Annotated in this window: 14 protein-coding genes; 10 read left to right on the forward strand and 4 right to left on the reverse strand. The window is 65.3% G+C overall.

Annotated elements, in window-relative coordinates; genetic code table 11:
- Window positions 1-26 precede the first annotated feature (26 nt).
- From UC32_RS14880 to UC32_RS14915, 8 genes are all read left to right on the forward strand, one after another.
- The gene (locus tag UC32_RS14880; RefSeq protein WP_045731972.1) at window positions 27-524 is read left to right on the forward strand and encodes a MarR family winged helix-turn-helix transcriptional regulator; all 498 of its coding nucleotides are present in this window, start codon (window positions 27-29) and stop codon (window positions 522-524) included.
- The gene (locus UC32_RS14885; RefSeq protein ID WP_152642633.1) at window positions 517-2730 is read left to right on the forward strand and encodes an MDR family MFS transporter; all 2214 of its coding nucleotides are present in this window, start codon (window positions 517-519) and stop codon (window positions 2728-2730) included. The genes UC32_RS14880 and UC32_RS14885 overlap by 8 nt, the downstream gene beginning before the upstream one ends.
- Window positions 2731-2915: 185 nt before the next feature.
- The gene (locus UC32_RS14890) at window positions 2916-4649 is read left to right on the forward strand and encodes an ABC transporter ATP-binding protein (RefSeq protein ID WP_045731973.1); all 1734 of its coding nucleotides are present in this window, start codon (window positions 2916-2918) and stop codon (window positions 4647-4649) included.
- Complete coding sequence (locus UC32_RS14895; protein ID WP_045731974.1) at window positions 4646-6724, forward strand: ABC transporter ATP-binding protein; 2079 nt, start codon at window positions 4646-4648, stop codon at window positions 6722-6724. The genes UC32_RS14890 and UC32_RS14895 overlap by 4 nt, the downstream gene beginning before the upstream one ends.
- Before the next feature lie 47 nt (window positions 6725-6771).
- Entirely contained in the window at window positions 6772-7188 is a 417-nt protein-coding gene (locus tag UC32_RS14900) for an acyl-CoA thioesterase (protein ID WP_045731975.1), read from the forward strand.
- Between the two features lie 64 nt (window positions 7189-7252).
- Window positions 7253-7510: a membrane protein gene (locus UC32_RS14905; RefSeq protein ID WP_045731976.1), complete on the forward strand. Its 258-nt coding sequence runs from the start codon at window positions 7253-7255 to the stop codon at window positions 7508-7510.
- A gap of 109 nt (window positions 7511-7619) precedes the next feature.
- Window positions 7620-9851 (forward strand): McrB family protein, encoded by a 2232-nt coding sequence (locus UC32_RS14910; protein ID WP_045731977.1) that lies wholly within the window; start codon window positions 7620-7622, stop codon window positions 9849-9851.
- Window positions 9838-11130, forward strand: a complete 1293-nt coding sequence (locus UC32_RS14915; protein ID WP_045731978.1) for a 5-methylcytosine restriction system specificity protein McrC — start codon at window positions 9838-9840, stop codon at window positions 11128-11130. Before UC32_RS14910 ends, UC32_RS14915 begins: the two co-directional genes overlap by 14 nt.
- Before the next feature lie 11 nt (window positions 11131-11141).
- On the opposite strand, the gene UC32_RS14920 is transcribed toward UC32_RS14915, so the two are convergent.
- The gene (locus UC32_RS14920; RefSeq protein WP_045731979.1) at window positions 11142-12797 is read right to left on the reverse strand and encodes a sensor histidine kinase; all 1656 of its coding nucleotides are present in this window, start codon (window positions 12795-12797) and stop codon (window positions 11142-11144) included.
- A gap of 94 nt (window positions 12798-12891) precedes the next feature.
- On the opposite strand from UC32_RS14920, the gene UC32_RS14925 reads away from it, so the two are divergent.
- A complete protein-coding gene (locus UC32_RS14925; RefSeq protein WP_200896396.1) occupies window positions 12892-13656 on the forward strand; it encodes a response regulator transcription factor in 765 nt (254 codons plus the stop codon).
- Here UC32_RS14925 and UC32_RS14930 read toward each other — a convergent pair.
- Together UC32_RS14930 and UC32_RS20825 are read right to left on the reverse strand one after the other, a co-directional pair.
- Complete coding sequence (locus tag UC32_RS14930) at window positions 13629-14039, reverse strand: Hpt domain-containing protein (protein ID WP_045731980.1); 411 nt, start codon at window positions 14037-14039, stop codon at window positions 13629-13631. The two genes, UC32_RS14925 and UC32_RS14930, sit on opposite strands and share 28 nt — an antisense overlap.
- The gene (locus UC32_RS20825) at window positions 14036-14290 is read right to left on the reverse strand and encodes a hypothetical protein (protein WP_200896402.1); all 255 of its coding nucleotides are present in this window, start codon (window positions 14288-14290) and stop codon (window positions 14036-14038) included. The genes UC32_RS14930 and UC32_RS20825 overlap by 4 nt, the downstream gene beginning before the upstream one ends.
- Here UC32_RS20825 and UC32_RS14935 point away from each other — a divergent pair.
- The gene (locus tag UC32_RS14935; RefSeq protein ID WP_235423678.1) at window positions 14274-15488 is read left to right on the forward strand and encodes a glycosyl hydrolase; all 1215 of its coding nucleotides are present in this window, start codon (window positions 14274-14276) and stop codon (window positions 15486-15488) included. The genes UC32_RS20825 and UC32_RS14935 overlap by 17 nt on opposite strands.
- A gap of 118 nt (window positions 15489-15606) precedes the next feature.
- Here the strand turns inward: UC32_RS14935 and UC32_RS14940 are convergent, their stop codons facing one another.
- Window positions 15607-16044 carry a very short patch repair endonuclease gene (locus tag UC32_RS14940; RefSeq protein WP_045731981.1) on the reverse strand — a complete coding sequence of 146 codons (438 nt, stop codon included), beginning with the start codon at window positions 16042-16044 and terminating at the stop codon, window positions 15607-15609.
- Window positions 16045-16057 lie beyond the last annotated feature (13 nt).

Raw genomic sequence — 16057 nt, forward strand, 5'->3', positions numbered from 1 at the left:
CAGCAACTAATTCTTTAGGGAGGGTCATGTCTGTCGCACCGGCCACCGCCGCCGATCTCGTCGGCCATATCTTTGACCTCCAGCGCGCACTGCGCTGTGTCACCATGATCAACGTCAAAGGCCAGGACACCGGCATAGCCCTCCAGGGCGTGCTCAAGTTCATCGGCGAAGGGGAAACCCGCGCGGCGCACCTGGCAGAACGCCTGGGCGTCAGCCCCCCGGTGCTCAGCCGGCATATCGCTGAGCTTGCCGACGCCGGCCTGGTGATCAGAACTCCGGATCCTGACGATGGCAGGGCCCAACTGCTGGCCCTCTCACCGCGGGGCAAGGAAAAACTTGCAGAGCTCATCCGGCACCGGGCCGAGACGCTGCAGGGCTACCTCTCCGACTGGAACGAAGACGATGCCATTGCAACAGCCGCGATGCTCAACAAACTGACAGCTTCACTGAAGAATTCCATCCGGGCAAGGGCGGCCGGAACCACCACCGAACACCAGACCATGCAGGAGTCCCTCAATGGCTAACGTCACCGCCGCCGCGGACCTGGAGGAGCGCCACCGCGAACGCTCTGCCAAACAGGAATCACGGCAATCCAAGCGCCACGAACCGGGCGCACCCATGAACCACCGGCAGATCATGGAGGCCCTCACCGGCCTGCTCGCTGCCTTCTTCACCGCCATCCTCAGCAGCACCATTGTGGCCAACGCGCTGCCCACCATCATGTCCGAGCTCAAGGGCACACAGACGGACTTTGCCTGGGTCATTACGGCGGCGCTGCTGGCCAACGCGGCCACCACCCCCATCTGGGGCAAGCTGGCAGACCTGTTCGACAAGAAGGTCCTGGTCCAGCTGAGTATCGTGATCTTCGTGGCCGGCTCGGTCATGGCAGGCTTCTCGGAGAACATCCCGTTCCTGCTCACGGCCCGCGTGATCCAGGGCATCGCCATGGGTGGCCTCACCGCACTGGCGCAGGCAATCATCGGCTCCATCATCCCGCCCCGCGAACGCGGTAAGTACTCCGGTTACATGGGCGCCGTCATGGCCGTCGGTACGGCAGGCGGCCCCCTCCTGGGCGGCTTCATCGTAGACAGCTCGCTGGGCTGGCGCTGGACGTTCTTCGTCTGCGTGCCGCTCGCCGTCGTCGCCCTGATCCTGCTCCAAATCACACTGAAGATTCCGCACGTCAAGCGGCCCGCCAAGATCGACTGGCTCGGTGCCATCCTGCTGACCTCCGGTGTCAGCCTGCTCCTGATCTGGGTGTCCTTCGCCGGCAAGGCCGACTACTACGACTGGTGGTCCTGGCAGTCGGCACTGATGGTAGGCGGCGGCGTCCTGCTGCTGGCCCTGCTGGTGCTGGTTGAGTCCAAGGTGTCCGCACCGATCATCCCGCTGAAGATCATCTCCGACCGCACCACCGCCCTGGCCATTGTGGCCTCCGTTGCCGTGGGCGTGGCCATGTTCGGTTCCTCCACCTTCCTGGGCCAGTACTACCAGGTGGCCCGCGGCGCCACGCCCACCGAGGCCGGCCTGCTCACGCTGCCCATGATCGCCGGCAACCTTGTCGGTTCGGTGGTTTCGGGCCAGCTGATCAGCCGCTATGGCAAGTGGAAGGGCTTCCTGATCGGCGGCACCGTGCTGCTGATCGGCGGCCTGGCGATGGCCGGCACCATGGACCACACCACCGAACTCTGGCTGACCGGCATCTACACGGGCATCTTCGGCATCGGCCTCGGCATGCTCATGCAGAACCTGGTCCTTGCCGTCCAGAACACCGTCCGGGCCCAGGACATCGGCTCCGCCAGTGCCTCCGTTGCCTTCTTCCGCTCCGTCGGCGGCGCCATCGGCGTTTCCGTACTGGGCGCCGTCATGGCCAACCACGTCAAGGACCTTGCCACGGACGGCCTGGCGAAGCTCGGCATCGAGTCCACCGGCAACAGCGGTGCGACGCTGGACCTCAAGGACCTGCCCGCCCCCATCGCCGACGTCATGCGGGCCGCTTACGGTGACGCCACTGCCGGGATCTTCATGATCTCCGCCGTCGTTGCCGTTGTTGCCCTGATCGCCGTCCTCTTCATCAAGGAAGTACCGCTGCGCAAAACCGTGGACATCACTCCTGAAAAGGCCCTGGAGGCCAACGCCGCCGGCGAAGCGGGAATGACCGCCATGACCGGGCAGCTGCCCGTGGTTTCCTCCGGGGCTCCCCGTGACGCGGACAGCGGATACAGCACCGCCTCTGCTGCCCGGCCGGCGGGAATCCACGCAGGGCCGGGGACAGGCGCCGCGCCGGCAAAGACGTACGACGGCGGCAGGGCCGCGGCCGCAGCCGCGTCCAGGTCCGTAGCTACGGAGGACTTCGAGGAGGCTTTTGCCCGGACGTTCGGCAGCGAAGGGTTGGACCTCCGGTCCGCCGACTCTGTCGAAAAGGCGGCCGACGCCGTCGCCAGTGCCGCTGATACCCTCCGGAAGCTGCAGGACACACAGCACCTGCTGGCCCGGCAGCAGGCGGAACTGGGTGGCTTGGTGCTGGATATCCAGGAGCAGCTGCGGTCCCAGCGGGACCTCGCTGCCCGGCAGGAAGCGACGGCAGCCGAACTCCGCAGGGTGCAGCGCAAGCTGCTCAAGGAACGCAAGCTGCAGGCTGCTGCCGCCCTGTACCTGGCCGGGCGCGGCAAGCACAGTGCCGCCAACCCGACCTCCGCAGCTCCTGCCGGGACTCCTGAGGAACAGTAGGGAGTTTCCCGTGGCCAGCCACGCATGAGCAACAGGGCCGCCGCCCGAATCCGGACAGCAATCCGGGTACGGGCGCCGGCCCTTTTTGTCCAGGCAACCGCCATTGGTGCCGGCAGCATTAACTGGATCGAAAAGGTGGATTAAATGGGACTCCAATGTCAGTGGGCAACACTAGAGTTGAAACCATGCTCCTTACGCTCATACGGCGCTACTCCAAACCGTATTTTCCCTCTATCGCCGCAGTCATCTTCTTCCAGCTCGCATCCACCATTGCGGCCCTTTACCTGCCCAGCCTGAACGCCCGGATCATCGATGAAGGCGTCACAAAGGGGGACACCGACTTCATCTGGCGCACCGGTGCCGTGATGCTGCTGGTGGCCTTTGCCCAGGTGGCTACCGCCATCGCCGGGGTGTACTTCGGTTCAAAAACGGCCATGGCCCTGGGCCGCGACCTGCGCCGGGCCGTGTTCCGGAAAGTCACCAGCTTCTCGGCTAAGGACGTCAACGCATTCGGCGCCCCTACGCTGATCACGCGCGGCACCAACGATGTACAGCAGGTACAGATGCTGGTACTGATGGGCTTGAACTTCATGGTGGCCACCCCCATTATGTGCATCGGCGGCATCATCATGGCGCTGCGTGAGGACATCAACCTGTCCTGGCTGGTCTGGGTCTCAGTCCCGTTGCTGACCGTGGTGGTGGGGTACCTGGTGGTCCGGCTTATGCCGCTGTTCAGGTCCATGCAGAAGAAGATCGACCGCATCAACGCGGTCCTCCGCGAACAGATCATCGGCATCAGGGTGGTCCGGGCGTTCGTCCGGGAACCGTACGAAACCGGCCGGTTCGGTGAAGCCAACAAGGAACTCACCGATGTTTCGCTGAAAATCGGTGCCCTGTTCGTCCTCATGTTCCCCGCCATAAGCATGATCCTGCACCTGTCCACGGCCGCGGTGCTGTGGTTCGGCGGCCAGCGGGTTGACTCGGGGGACATGCAGGTGGGCGCCCTGACGGCGTTCCTCCAGTACCTGCTCCAGATCCTGGTGGCCGTCATGATGGGCACCTTCATGGCCATGATGATCCCCCGCGCGTCCGTCTGTGCGGACCGCATCGGCGAGGTGCTCGACGTCGAGCCCTCCATCCACGATCCCGAACGCCCGGTAGCCCCCTCGGAGCTCAGTGGCGTGGTGGAATACCGCAACGTCACCTTCGCCTACCCGGGCGCCGAGTCCCCGGTGTTGAGCAACATCAGCTTCACCGCCCGGCCGGGCCAGACCATCGCGATCATCGGTTCCACCGGTGCGGGCAAGACCAGCCTGCTCTCGCTGCTGCCACGTCTCTACGATGCCGCGGAAGGCGAAGTCCTCCTGGACGGTGTCCCCGTCAACAACCTTGACCACGCCGAGATCACCAAGCGCGTTGCCCTGGTGCCCCAGCGTCCCTACCTTTTCTCAGGCACCATCGAGCACAACCTGCGTTTCGGCAAGACCGATGCCACGGACCAGGAGCTATGGGAAGCGCTGCGGGTGGCACAGGGAGAATCGTTCGTACGGGAAAAGTCCAAGGCGCTCGAATCCCGGATCTCCCAGGGCGGCACTAACGTCTCCGGCGGGCAGCGCCAGCGGCTCTGCATCGCCCGGGCACTGGTGACCAAACCCCGTGTCTACCTGTTCGACGACTCGTTCTCGGCATTGGACGTTGCCACCGACGCCAGACTCCGCGCGGCCCTCAAAGACACCACTGCTGACGCGACGGTCATCATCGTGGCCCAGCGCGTTTCCACGATCACCGAGGCGGACCAGATCCTGGTGCTCGACAACGGCCGGATCGTGGACCGCGGAACGCACGAGGAACTCCTGGAAACCTCACCCACCTACCAGGAAATTGTTGAATCGCAGCTGAGCGTGGAGGAAATGGCATGAGCCCCCGCAAGAAAGACCCGACGAAGAACGGGCAAGACGCCGGGGCGACCGCACAGGACACCGGCAGCCCCGCTGAAACCGCCGTGGTGGAGGACGACGACTTCTACGAGGAGGAGTTCACGCCCTCCGAAGCCGATGGCGACATGTTCGGCGGCATGCCCGCGAAGAAGGCCCAGCACTTCTGGCCGTCGGCCAAGCGGCTGATGGGCCTGCTGAAGCCCGAGTCCCTGGGCATCTGCGTGGTGGTAGCCATGGTGGTGGTGGCTGTTGTACTGAACGTCATCGCACCCAAAATCCTCGGCCAGGCCATGGATGTGATCTTTGGCGGTGTGGTGGGCAAGCAACTGCCTGCCGGCGTGAGCAAGGACCAGTTTGTCGAGGGGCTGCGCCAACAGGGCCAGGACAATTTCGCGGACATGGTCTCCCGGATGGAACTGGTGCCCGGCACCGGAATCGACTTCAACAAGCTGACCATGCTCATCGCTGTGGTCCTGCTGATGTACTTCGTGTCCAACATCTTTCTGTGGCTGCAGGGCTACGTCCTGAACCGCATCGTCATGAAGGTGATCCGCAAGCTCCGGGACGACACCGAAAAGAAGCTCAACCGCCTCCCGCTGAACTACTTCGACACCCGCCAGCGCGGCGACGTGCTGTCCAGGGTGACCAACGACGTCGACAACATCCAGCAGGCGCTCCAGCAGGCCTTCGCGCAGCTGATCAACTCGCTGCTGACAGTGGTGGGCATCGTCATCATGATGTTCATCGTCTCCTGGCAGTTGGCACTGATCGCCCTGGTGGCACTCCCGCTCTCGGGCGTCGCAGCGGGCCTGATCGGCGTGCGGAGCCAGAAGCTCTTTGCGGCGCAGTGGAAGAATACCGGCACGCTGAACGGGCAGATTGAAGAGTCCTTCTCCGGCCACGACCTCGTCCGGGTCTTCGGCCGCGAGGCGGACATGCTCGAGCGGTTCGACGAGCGCAACGAGGCCCTGTACAAGGCCAGCTTCGGCGCACAGTTCGTCTCCGGCATCATCTTCCCGGTGATGCAGTTCGTGTCCTACCTCAGCTACGTGGGCATCGCCGTTGTGGGCGGCCTTCGCGTCGCTTCCGGCTCCATGTCCCTCGGTGACGCCACGGCCTTCATCCAGTATTCCCGCGAATTCACGCAGCCGCTGGGCCAGATGGCCGGCATGGCCAACATGCTCCAGTCCGGTGTGGCCTCAGCCGAGCGGGTGTTCGAGTTCCTTGACGCCGACGAGCAGGACCCGGAAACCGCAACGGAGCACCTGCCGGCCAGGACCGATGGCCACGTGGAATTCCGGGACGTCACGTTCAGCTACACCGAAGACCGGCAGCTCATCGAGAACCTGTCCTTCACTGCGGAGCCGGGGAACACCGTGGCTATCGTGGGGCCAACCGGCGCCGGAAAGACCACCCTGGTGAACCTGGTGATGCGTTTCTACGAGCTCAACTCCGGTTCCATCACCCTGGACGGCGTTGACGTGACGCACCTCAGCCGGTCCGAACTCCGCTCCAAGGTGGGCATGGTGCTGCAGGACGCGTGGCTGTTCGGCGGGTCCATCTACGACAACATCCGCTACGGCAACCTCGACGCCACCGAAGAGCAGGTCATGGCCGCGGCCAAGGCCACGTTCGTGGACCGCTTCGTCCGCGCCCTGCCCGAGGGCTACAACACGGTGATCGACGAGGAAGGCAACAACGTCAGTGCCGGCGAAAAGCAGCTGATCACCATTGCCCGTGCCTTCGTGGCCAACCCCTCACTGCTGATCCTCGACGAAGCAACCAGCTCGGTGGACACCCGCACCGAGCTGCTGGTGCAGAAGGCCATGGCCGCCCTCCGGTCGGACCGCACCAGCTTCGTGATTGCGCACCGGCTCTCCACCATCCGCGACGCCGACACCATCCTGGTCATGGAGAACGGCAAGATCGTGGAGCAGGGCAACCACAAGGTCCTGCTTGCGGCCGAAGGCGCCTACCACCGCCTGTATATGTCCCAGTTCGCCGGTGCCGACGCCGGTGACGTGCCAGTGGACGATTCGACGGCGGTGCACAGCTGAGCGCGAACGACGGGAACGGCGGCCAGCGGATCGAGGTCCCCGTTCCCATGCGCTGGGGCGACATGGACGCCTATGGACACATCAACAACGTGCAGATCGTCCGGATGCTTGAGGAAGCGCGGATCGGTGCCTTCGGTCCGCCCCGGGGTGCCGGACTTCCCGGTGTGGAGCCGGTGGCGTCGCTGTTCAACGATGTCCCGGACGGCATCATGGCCCTGGTGGTGGACCACAAGATCCGCTATGTGAGGACCCTGGAATACCGGAACATCCCGGCGGTGGTCCACGTGTGGATCGGTGCCGTAAAGGGTGCCAGCTTCGACATCCACTACCTGGTCCAGGATCCCGTCACGGGTGAGGACTGCGTGAAGGCCAGCAGCCATCTCGCTTTCGTGGATGAAGCCACAGGGAGGGTGCAACGGCTCACCCCGGAACAGAAGGAACGCATGGCGCCGTACAGGCACTAAGCCCCTGGACAGGACCCCACGGGGCACACTGGACTGGAACCACACCACAGCGAAAGGAAGCCAGATGGGCAAGAACAAGACCCGCGTCGCCAGGAAGAAGAAGACCTGGAAGGAGATGTCGCCGTCATCCAAGGCCGGCACTGTCATCGTGGCCATCGTCCAGCTCGCGCTGCTGGTAGCGGCGCAGCGGGATATCTCGCAGCGGCCGGCGGCACTGATTAACGGGCCCAAGGGAGCCTGGCGTGCGGCATCCTTCATTAACTTCGTCGGTCCCATGGGGTACTTCATTTTCGGGCGGAAGCGGTCCGCTCCGCGCACGTAATTCATCGGGCTAACGGACAGGAGCCGTCCGGGGTTAACCGGACAGCTCCTGACCGGGCGGCCACGCGGCTTTGAGCAGGCGTCCAGTTAGACCCTGTAAATTTGAATGCATGACCCCCGCCTCCACTGCTGCCATGACCCGCGCCCTCGGCATCTCAAAGGAGATCGAGGACGCAGCATGGTTTGTCCTGGGCCCGGGGCTGCAGGGCAAGCCATCGGCCCTGGACGGGCGGACACTGACCTGGACCTCCGAGGCCGCCGCGGAACTGCTGGACCGCCTGGAACGGGGCACGCCGGATCCCAAAGCGCCCATGATGACCAACCTCCGGCAGAACCTTGACGGCGCCTCCCGTGAAGCGAAGCAGCTGGCCGCCGAGCTTTTGTTCCTGCAGTCCCTGCCCCTGGCGCACGAGGTGAAATCGCTCAAGGTCAAGCGGGCCCGCGTGGCCGAGGCCGCCTCCTGGCTTGAGCCGCCCCTGGAACTGCCTGAAGAGCTCTACCAGGGCATGACGGACCACGGCGTGATCCGGGACCGCACGGCCGAGTTCAACTGGACCATCTGGGACCACCTCCGGTGGCTGTGCCGCTTTGTGCAGCATGTGGACCAGCAACCGCCCACCACCATCACCGCTGCGCTGCTGGACCCGCTGAAGTTCCACGCCCTTGCCGCCGGCACCCCGGTGGACCAGCCTGCCCTCCGCCGCAGCATCGAATTCCTGGCCTGGCCCAGCTATTTTGAACCCGTGGTGGCGGATGTGGAGCGGCAGGAAATCCGGGACGCCTTCGCCTCTCTGGTGGGTGGTGCCAAGGGGGATTCCGAAGAAGACATCACCGCGGACATCCACCGCATCCGCCTGCACCTCGATGAGCAAGCCGGCCAGCGCATCGACTGGTACGCCCGCCAGCTCGTCAGCCAGTGGCGCAAGGTGGGCGACCCCGGCCGCCGCGCGTGGCTGCTCCGGACCCACCACGATAACGCCGAGCTGCTCACCGCCTGGAAGGGCGAGGAAAAGGTTACGCTCGACGTCGAACACCTCCGCCTGTTGGAGCCCGGCGTCACCGCCGGGCTGGTCCAGCATGCCGTGGACGAGGACTACAAGCACCTTGGCTACGTGGAGCGCGAGGACACCAAGACTGCCGTCTTTGCCTTCCTTACCGTCATGAAGCCCGGCGACCTGGTCCTGTACCAGCACGCTGGCACCGTCCGGCTGGGCGGCGTGCTGGGCGAGCCGGAGTACAACGATGACAACCGGCGGCTGCGCCGGAAAGTGCGCTGGTTCGACGAAGGCCACGCCACCACCAGCCTGCCCCGGCACGTCCAGCGGCAGCTGGCAACCCCCGGCATCGTGGTGGACGCCACCCGTGTGGTGCAGGCGCTGCAGGCCCTCCTGCCGGCCGAAGCCGAGACGGAGCCCGACGCCGAAACGGAAGCCGCCGCCGTCGTGCAACCCCTTCAGGAAGGCTTCCGCCCGCTGACGCCGGAGTTCGCGGAGTCCCTGCACATGGAACTGGAACCCCTGCAGGAAATCGCGGACCTGCTGGAGGAGAACCGGCAGCTGGTGCTGTACGGCCCGCCCGGCACCGGCAAGACGTACCTGGCCAAGCACCTGGCAGCGGAGTTGGCTGATGACACCACCGACGAACGCGTCAAGCTGGTCCAGTTCCACCCCTCCTACGCCTACGAGGACTTCTTCGAGGGGTACCGCCCGGACAAGACAGACGAAGGCCAGGTCTCCTTCAAGCTTGTTGCCGGCCCGCTGCGCCGTCTCGCCGAGGAAGCCGCCAAGCCCGGCAACGAGAAGAAGCCGTACTTCCTGATCATCGACGAGATGAACCGCGCCAACCTGGCCAAGGTGTTCGGCGAGCTCTACTTCCTGCTGGAGTACCGGGACGACCGCATTTACCTGCAGTACAGTCCCAACGAGCCGTTCACGCTGCCGGACAACCTGTACATCATCGGCACCATGAACACGGCGGACCGGTCCATCGCCATGATGGATGCCGCCATCCGCCGCCGGTTCTCTTTCATTGAGCTGCATCCGCAAACCGAACCCGTCAAGGGCTCGCTGCTCCGCTTCCTCGAGGCCCGTGGGCTGGACACCACGCCGGCGCTGCTGCTGGACGCCCTCAACGGGGCCATCGACGAATGGGACCGGGACTTGATGATCGGCCCGTCCTACTTCATGAAGCCCGCGGCGCAGACACCGGCCGGGCTGCGGCGGATCTGGAAGTACGAACTCATGCCGCTGCTGGAGGAGCACTATCACGGCCAGCTGACCCGCGCGCAGCTGGAGGAACGGTTCGGGCTGGAGCAACTGCTGGGACGCCTTGCGCTCCGCTGACCCTGCCGGGCCCTTCACCCCGGAAAACAACGCAGTCGCACGCGGATCCGGCGGCGCCGCGCGGCACCTGGTGCTGGACGAACTGTCCCGCGGGATCGTGGAGCGGCTGGATCCGGCCAGTGCCTCGTTCCTGAATTCGAGTGGACTGGCCAAGGCCTCGCCCATGGGGATGGGGCTGTACCGGATTGAACCGGTGGGCAACGTGGGCTCAGTGCGTACATCGTCAGTGCAGTTGGATGTCCGTCCCAAGGACCGGCTGGGTCTTGGCCGATTGCTGTTCCTCCTGAGCTATGCGGGGGAGCAGGGTTTCCGACCGGACTCGGTGGCGGCCTTCGAGGAGCGGGAGCTGTGGAGTGCGCTGGCCGAGTCCCTGGCACAGCTGGCCGAACGGGCGCTGGGACGCGGCGTTCTGCAGGGCTACCACACCGTGGACGAATCCCTCCGCACGGTTAAGGGGCGCATCCGCATCTCGGACCAGATTTCCCGCAGGCCGGGCATGCTGGTCCCGCTGGAGGTCTCCTACGACGAATTTACCGAGGACATTGCCGAGAACCGGATCCTGCGGGCGGCCCTGGAACGCATGGGCCAGGTGCCGCGGGTCCGGCCCGAGGTACTCAGCCGGCTGCGCCTCCTCAAGGGCAAGCTCGACGGCGTCACCCGGCTTCCGTCGGGCGCGCCGCTGCCGCCATGGAAACCCAGCAGGATGAACCTCCGGTACCACTCGGTGCTGCGGCTGGCCGAGCTCATCCTCCGCAACGCGTCGGCAGAGGCGGGTCCGGGACAGCAGCAGACGGCCGCGTTCGTGGTGGATATGGCACGGGTATTCGAGGACTTCGTGGGCACCGCGCTGGGGGAGGCGATGGCCGCGTATCCCGGCGAGCTGCGGCTGCGGTACAACGCGCTGCTGAGCGAAGCCGTACGGGACTCGGACCGCCTCACCGTGCGACCGGACGCCGTGCACATGCTCGGTGGCCGTCCCGTGGTGGCCTACAACGCCAAGTACAAGGCCGCCACAGACACCGGCGCTTCCCTCACCGCCGACCACTTCCAGATGCTGGCCCACTGCACTGCGCTGGCGGTGCCAACAGCGTGGCTGGTCTACGCCGGCTCCGGGGACATCAAGCTCCGCCGGATCCTGAACACGGACATCGACATCGTGGAGTTCCCGCTGGATCTCTCCCTGCCGCCCGCGGAGATCCTGGCCTCAGTCCGGGACCTGGCCCGGCAGTCCTGGGGCGAAGTGGTCCGGGTTTCAGCGGGATCAACCACCGGTGGTTGAGCCCGTCGAAATCAGACCGGCACCCGGAACGTGAAGGTGGTGCCTTGGCCCAGTGTGCTGTCCACGCTGATGGTGCCGCCGTGGGCTTCGACGATGGCCTTGCTGATGGGCAGCCCCAGCCCCACGCCCGGGATGGCTGTCCGGCGGACGTTGCTGGTGCGGAAGAACTTGGCGAAGACTTCCGAAGCGTCCTCGGGGGTCATCCCCATACCGGTGTCCGTAACGCGGCATTCGAGGTGTCCGTCTTCCCGGGCCAAGCTGACCAGGACGTTGCCGCCGTCGGGGGAGTACTTGATGGCGTTGGACACCAGGTTGTCCAGGACCTGGGAAATCCGGGCGCCGTCCACGTGGGCCTCGAGCTGATCCGGCGTTTCGGCCGCCAGCACCACGCCCGATGCTGTTGCCCTCGGCATGGCGGAGGACACGCTGGCCCGCACCAGTTCCGCGACGTCCACGGTGTGCGGGGTGACGATGAGCTGACCGTTCCGGCTGGCAAGCAGGTCCGACACCAGGGTCAGCAGCCGCTCGGAGTTCCGGCGGATGATCTCGAGCATCTCCTCCTGTGATTCCTCCGGGTCGTCAGCCAGCAGGATCTCCACATAGCCGAGGATGGACGTCAGCGGTGTGCGGAACTCGTGGGAAACGCTCGAGACGAAGTCATCCTTTGCGGCCAGGGCATTCACCAGGTCCGTCACGTCGCTGAAGGCGATGACCGAGCCGGCGAACGCGCCGTCGCCGTCCCTCATGGCCCGGGCCGTGGTGACGAAAGCGCGCTGGTCCCTGCCGTCGCCCAGCCACACGAGGTAATCCGTGAAGGTTTCGCCCAGCACGGCGCGGCGGACCGGTCGGTCCTGCACCGGGATGAGGGTCTTCCTGTCCGGACCGAACACCAAAAGCTGGGACTCGTTGGGGTCCGGGTTGTCTTTCGGGCTGGCCAGCAGGTGGTTGGCCCGCTGCTTCCGGTTCATCAGGACATCGTGCCCGTCCGCGTCGACCGCCAGGACACCCAGGTGGACTGTATCCAGGACGGTGTTCAGCAAAGACTCCTGCCGCTGGCTGGTGCGGAGATTGGCCTGGAGCTGGGCGTCCTTGTCCTCCAGCTCGCGTTGCTGGCGCATCATGCTGAGCGTGAGGACACTGACCGAGATCCCGATGCCGAGCATCATGACCGGCAGCAGCAGGGACCGGGTGAGGTCCTGGGCCGTGACGTTCCCCTTCAGGAGCAGTGGAACCCAGATGATGGCCAGCGGCGCCAGGAAGGACAGCCACAGCGCGGCCTTGGGATAGTACCCGGAGGCGCATAGCCAGATGACCGGGAAGACAGCCAGCAGGCTGATGCCGGTGAGGCTGTCCTGCCCGCCCTCCCTGCCCACGGCTATGGATACGAAATCCAGCAGGGGGATGACCAGGAAGCTCGTGAAGGGCAGCCGCTCCCACGGAATCACGTAGCACAGGACCATAAGGACCAGCTGCGAGACGACGAACGAAGCGAAGAGCGGATTGCCCATGGTTCCGGGGAAGAAGGCCCACACCAGGAACACCGTCAGCAACGTGGTGATGAACAGCGGCATCTGGCTCATGGCTACGCGGTCCCGCAGGCTGTATTCGTGGAACTGTCGCCGGAAAAAGCGCAGCCCTCCCGACGACCATGCCACCGGGTTAGCCATTGACCTGGGACATTAGGGCGGACGCATGCGAGACCATACCAGCAGGATATCCGCAGCCAGCTATACTTCTGACGTTGGCTGCTGAGGGGGCGCTATGAGTGATGCACGTGTGGGACTTGTCATCGAGGATGACCACGACATCCGGGAACTGGTTCGCACTGTGCTGACCCAGGCCGGATTTGATGTAACGGTAGCCAGCAGTGGCGCGGAAGGTGTCCTGGTGGCCAAGACCATCAGCCCTGACGTCATCACCCTGGACCTGGGCTTGCCGGACATCGACGGATTCGAGGTTTCGCGGCAGATCCGCGAATTCTCCGATGCCTACATTGTGATGCTCACGGCCCGCACGGAAGAACTGGACACCCTCATCGGGCTGGAGTCCGGCGCCGACGACTACCTCACCAAGCCCTTCCGGCCGCGTGAACTCCGTGCCCGGGTGGCGGCCATGATGCGGCGCCCGCGTTCCTCCGCCGAAGCCGCGGACACCCCCGCCGAGGTCCCGGCTGAGGCCGGCGGCCACCCGGAGCGGGGCAACTACAGCCACAACGGGCTTGAGCTCAGCTACGCCTCCCGGACCGTCCAGGTGGACGGCACGGAAATGAACTTGACCCGCACGGAATTCGAACTCCTGCACGCGCTGCTGGAAGCCGGGCGGACTGTCCGGACCAAGTCGGACCTGGTGCGCCGGCTGCGGGACGAAGATTACGACGTCGGAAGCTACATCAGCGAGGCGGACGAACGTTCCGTTGAGGTCCACATGGGGAACCTCCGGAAGAAGCTGGGCGACTCGCCGCAGCAGCCGCGCTGGCTGCAGACCGTCCGCGGCGTGGGTTACAGGCTGGCGCCCAGCGCGCACTGAGCCTGCAGCCGGTGCGTGGTCTGGCGGCTGCATTGGGTGATGTTCCGCAGGAACGCGGCGGCCAGGTGGGGAAGGACGACGGCGGCGTCCGCCGCACGTGCCCCGGTGCGGATTTCGCTTTCAAGGCTGGTTGCCAGTCCCGCCAGCCGTTCCGCGCCCACCATCTGGCTGGAGGTCTTTAGGCTCAGGACAGCGTCCACGGAGCCCTCCAGGTCGCCCGTGGTCAGAGCCAACCGGAGCTTGCTGAGCCGCTGGGGCAGGCATTCGATGAAGTTCCCAACGAACACCTTGCTGTAGCCCCCGTCCTCTTCAAGTTCTTCCCGGAGACGGTCCAGCACTGTCTGGTCCACCAGCGGCAGGGGGGCGTCATCCGAGGGGCTCACGGGGTTCCTTCCAGCTGACGTTTTTCAGTCCGGCAGCGCATCATCGGAGTGGGGCGGGTGTGCAGTTTCAGGTTAGGACCGGCGCCCCGGCGCAGCGCCGTTTCGGGAAAGAATTGAGGGTTTCTTGATGACCCTGCGGCTGCCAAACCCAATACTTGAGCCAGTGCATTCCGCACTGGAACCTTGCGGCCGTGGCCGCCCGTCAGTTGGGGATGGGTTGTGTTGGCAAAATCGTTGAAGAGGTTAGTCATTGCTGCGTTCGTGGGAGCCGGCCTGGCCCTTGCGGCTGTTCAACCGGCCGCGGCGGCCGCCGGCCCGGCAGCACAAATTGTGTTGAGTCCGGCGTCCGGTCCGGCGGGGTCCGCAGTGACGGTGGCGGGTACGGGGTTCAAGGCCGCCACCACCGGAACGGTGACCATCGGTTCGGCAACGTTCGCGTTCAAGACCAGTTCCTCCGGTGCCTTCAGGACGGGAGTCACCATTCCGTCCGGGGCCACCAGCAACGTAACGCTGACGGCCAAGACCTCGTCCGTCAAAGCGTCCGCGGTCTTCGCCGTCCAGGCAGCCGCCCCGCAGCCGCCACCGGCCAGCAACGCTCTCCTCCGGTTCGGTGCTGCTACCGCCGGAGGACCCCTGGCCAAGGCCGAACTCGATCAAGTGTCAACCATCGCGGGAGAGAACCCCACCATGGTGCTTTTCTACAAGGACTTCCTCCAGGCTCCGCCGCTGGCTGAGCTGGACGCCGTCCAGGCGCGGGGTGCCACGCCCCTGGTGACGTGGGAACCGTGGGCCTGGGGCGGCGGATTGGATCAACCGGCCTATGCCCTGGACCGGATAGCTGCCGGCGACTTCGACGCCAGGATCCTTGAGTGGGGCCAGGCGCTTACGTCCTGGGGCAAACCCGTGATGCTGCGTTTCGCCCATGAAATGAACGGCAACTGGTACCCCTGGGCGGAAGGCGTGAACGGCAACCACGGCGGGGATTATGTGGAAGCCTGGCGCCACGTCCACGACGTTATGGACTCCACCGGTGCGGGCAACGTCCAGTGGGTGTGGTCCCCGAACGTCCCTTACTGGGGCTCCACGGACTTTGCCGGGCTCTATCCCGGTGCGGACTACGTGGACATTGTTGCCCTGGACGGCTACAACTGGGGCACCTCCCAGTCCTGGAGCAGCTGGGTGGCTCCGCAGGACCTGCTTGGCCCGGGTATCGCGCAGCTGCGGGGGCTTGCGGCGGGCAAGCCCATCCTGATTGCGGAGGTAGCGTCCAGCGAGCTTGGTGGTTCCAAGGCCTCGTGGAATACGGCGCTGGTGTCCTACCTTTCAGCGCAGCCGGACGTGATGGGCTTCGTCTGGTTCCACCTCCAGAAGGAAACCGACTGGCGCATCAACAGCAGCGACGCTTCCGCGGCCGCATTCAAGTCGGCACTCGCTTCCCGGAGGACGTAGCGGGAAAGAACGGATTAGGCGGCTCCGGCGTGTGGCGAAGAATTGCTCCCGGCGGAGGCATCTCTCCATCCTCGCGGGCAGGTCTTAAGAAGGCTGCGCCTGACGCAGAAGGATCAACTCAAGTCCGCCGCGGCCGGGTTTCAAGGAACCGCACCAGCTGTGACTCGAGCGCGGAACTGTCTTTGAGTTCGCATTCCCAGATGGTGAGGACCTCCCAGCCGGCATCCTCAAGCTTGCGGCGTTGCCCGGCGTCGCGTTCCCTGGTGCGGGTGCGCTTATCGGCCCAGAAGCCTGCGTTGGCTTTGGGGGCATGTTGGCCGACGCGGCAGTCGTGGAAGTGCCAGAAGCAGCCGTTGACGAAGATGACTTTATGGCGGCCGGCGAACACCAGGTCCGGGTTGCCTGGCAGCTTGCCCCCGCGAGCGGCGCCGTGGAGCCGGTACCGGTAGCCTTTCGCGTGCAGGAGCCTGCGCACCAGGAGCTCGGGCTTGGTGTTCTTGCCCCGGATGCGGGACATGTTCCAGCTGCGTTGCTCGGGAGTGAGCCTGTCCGCCATGCTTCCAGTCTAG

This window comes from Pseudarthrobacter chlorophenolicus, assembly GCF_000962805.1.
GTDB classification, from domain to species: Bacteria; Actinomycetota; Actinomycetes; order Actinomycetales; family Micrococcaceae; genus Arthrobacter; species Arthrobacter chlorophenolicus_A.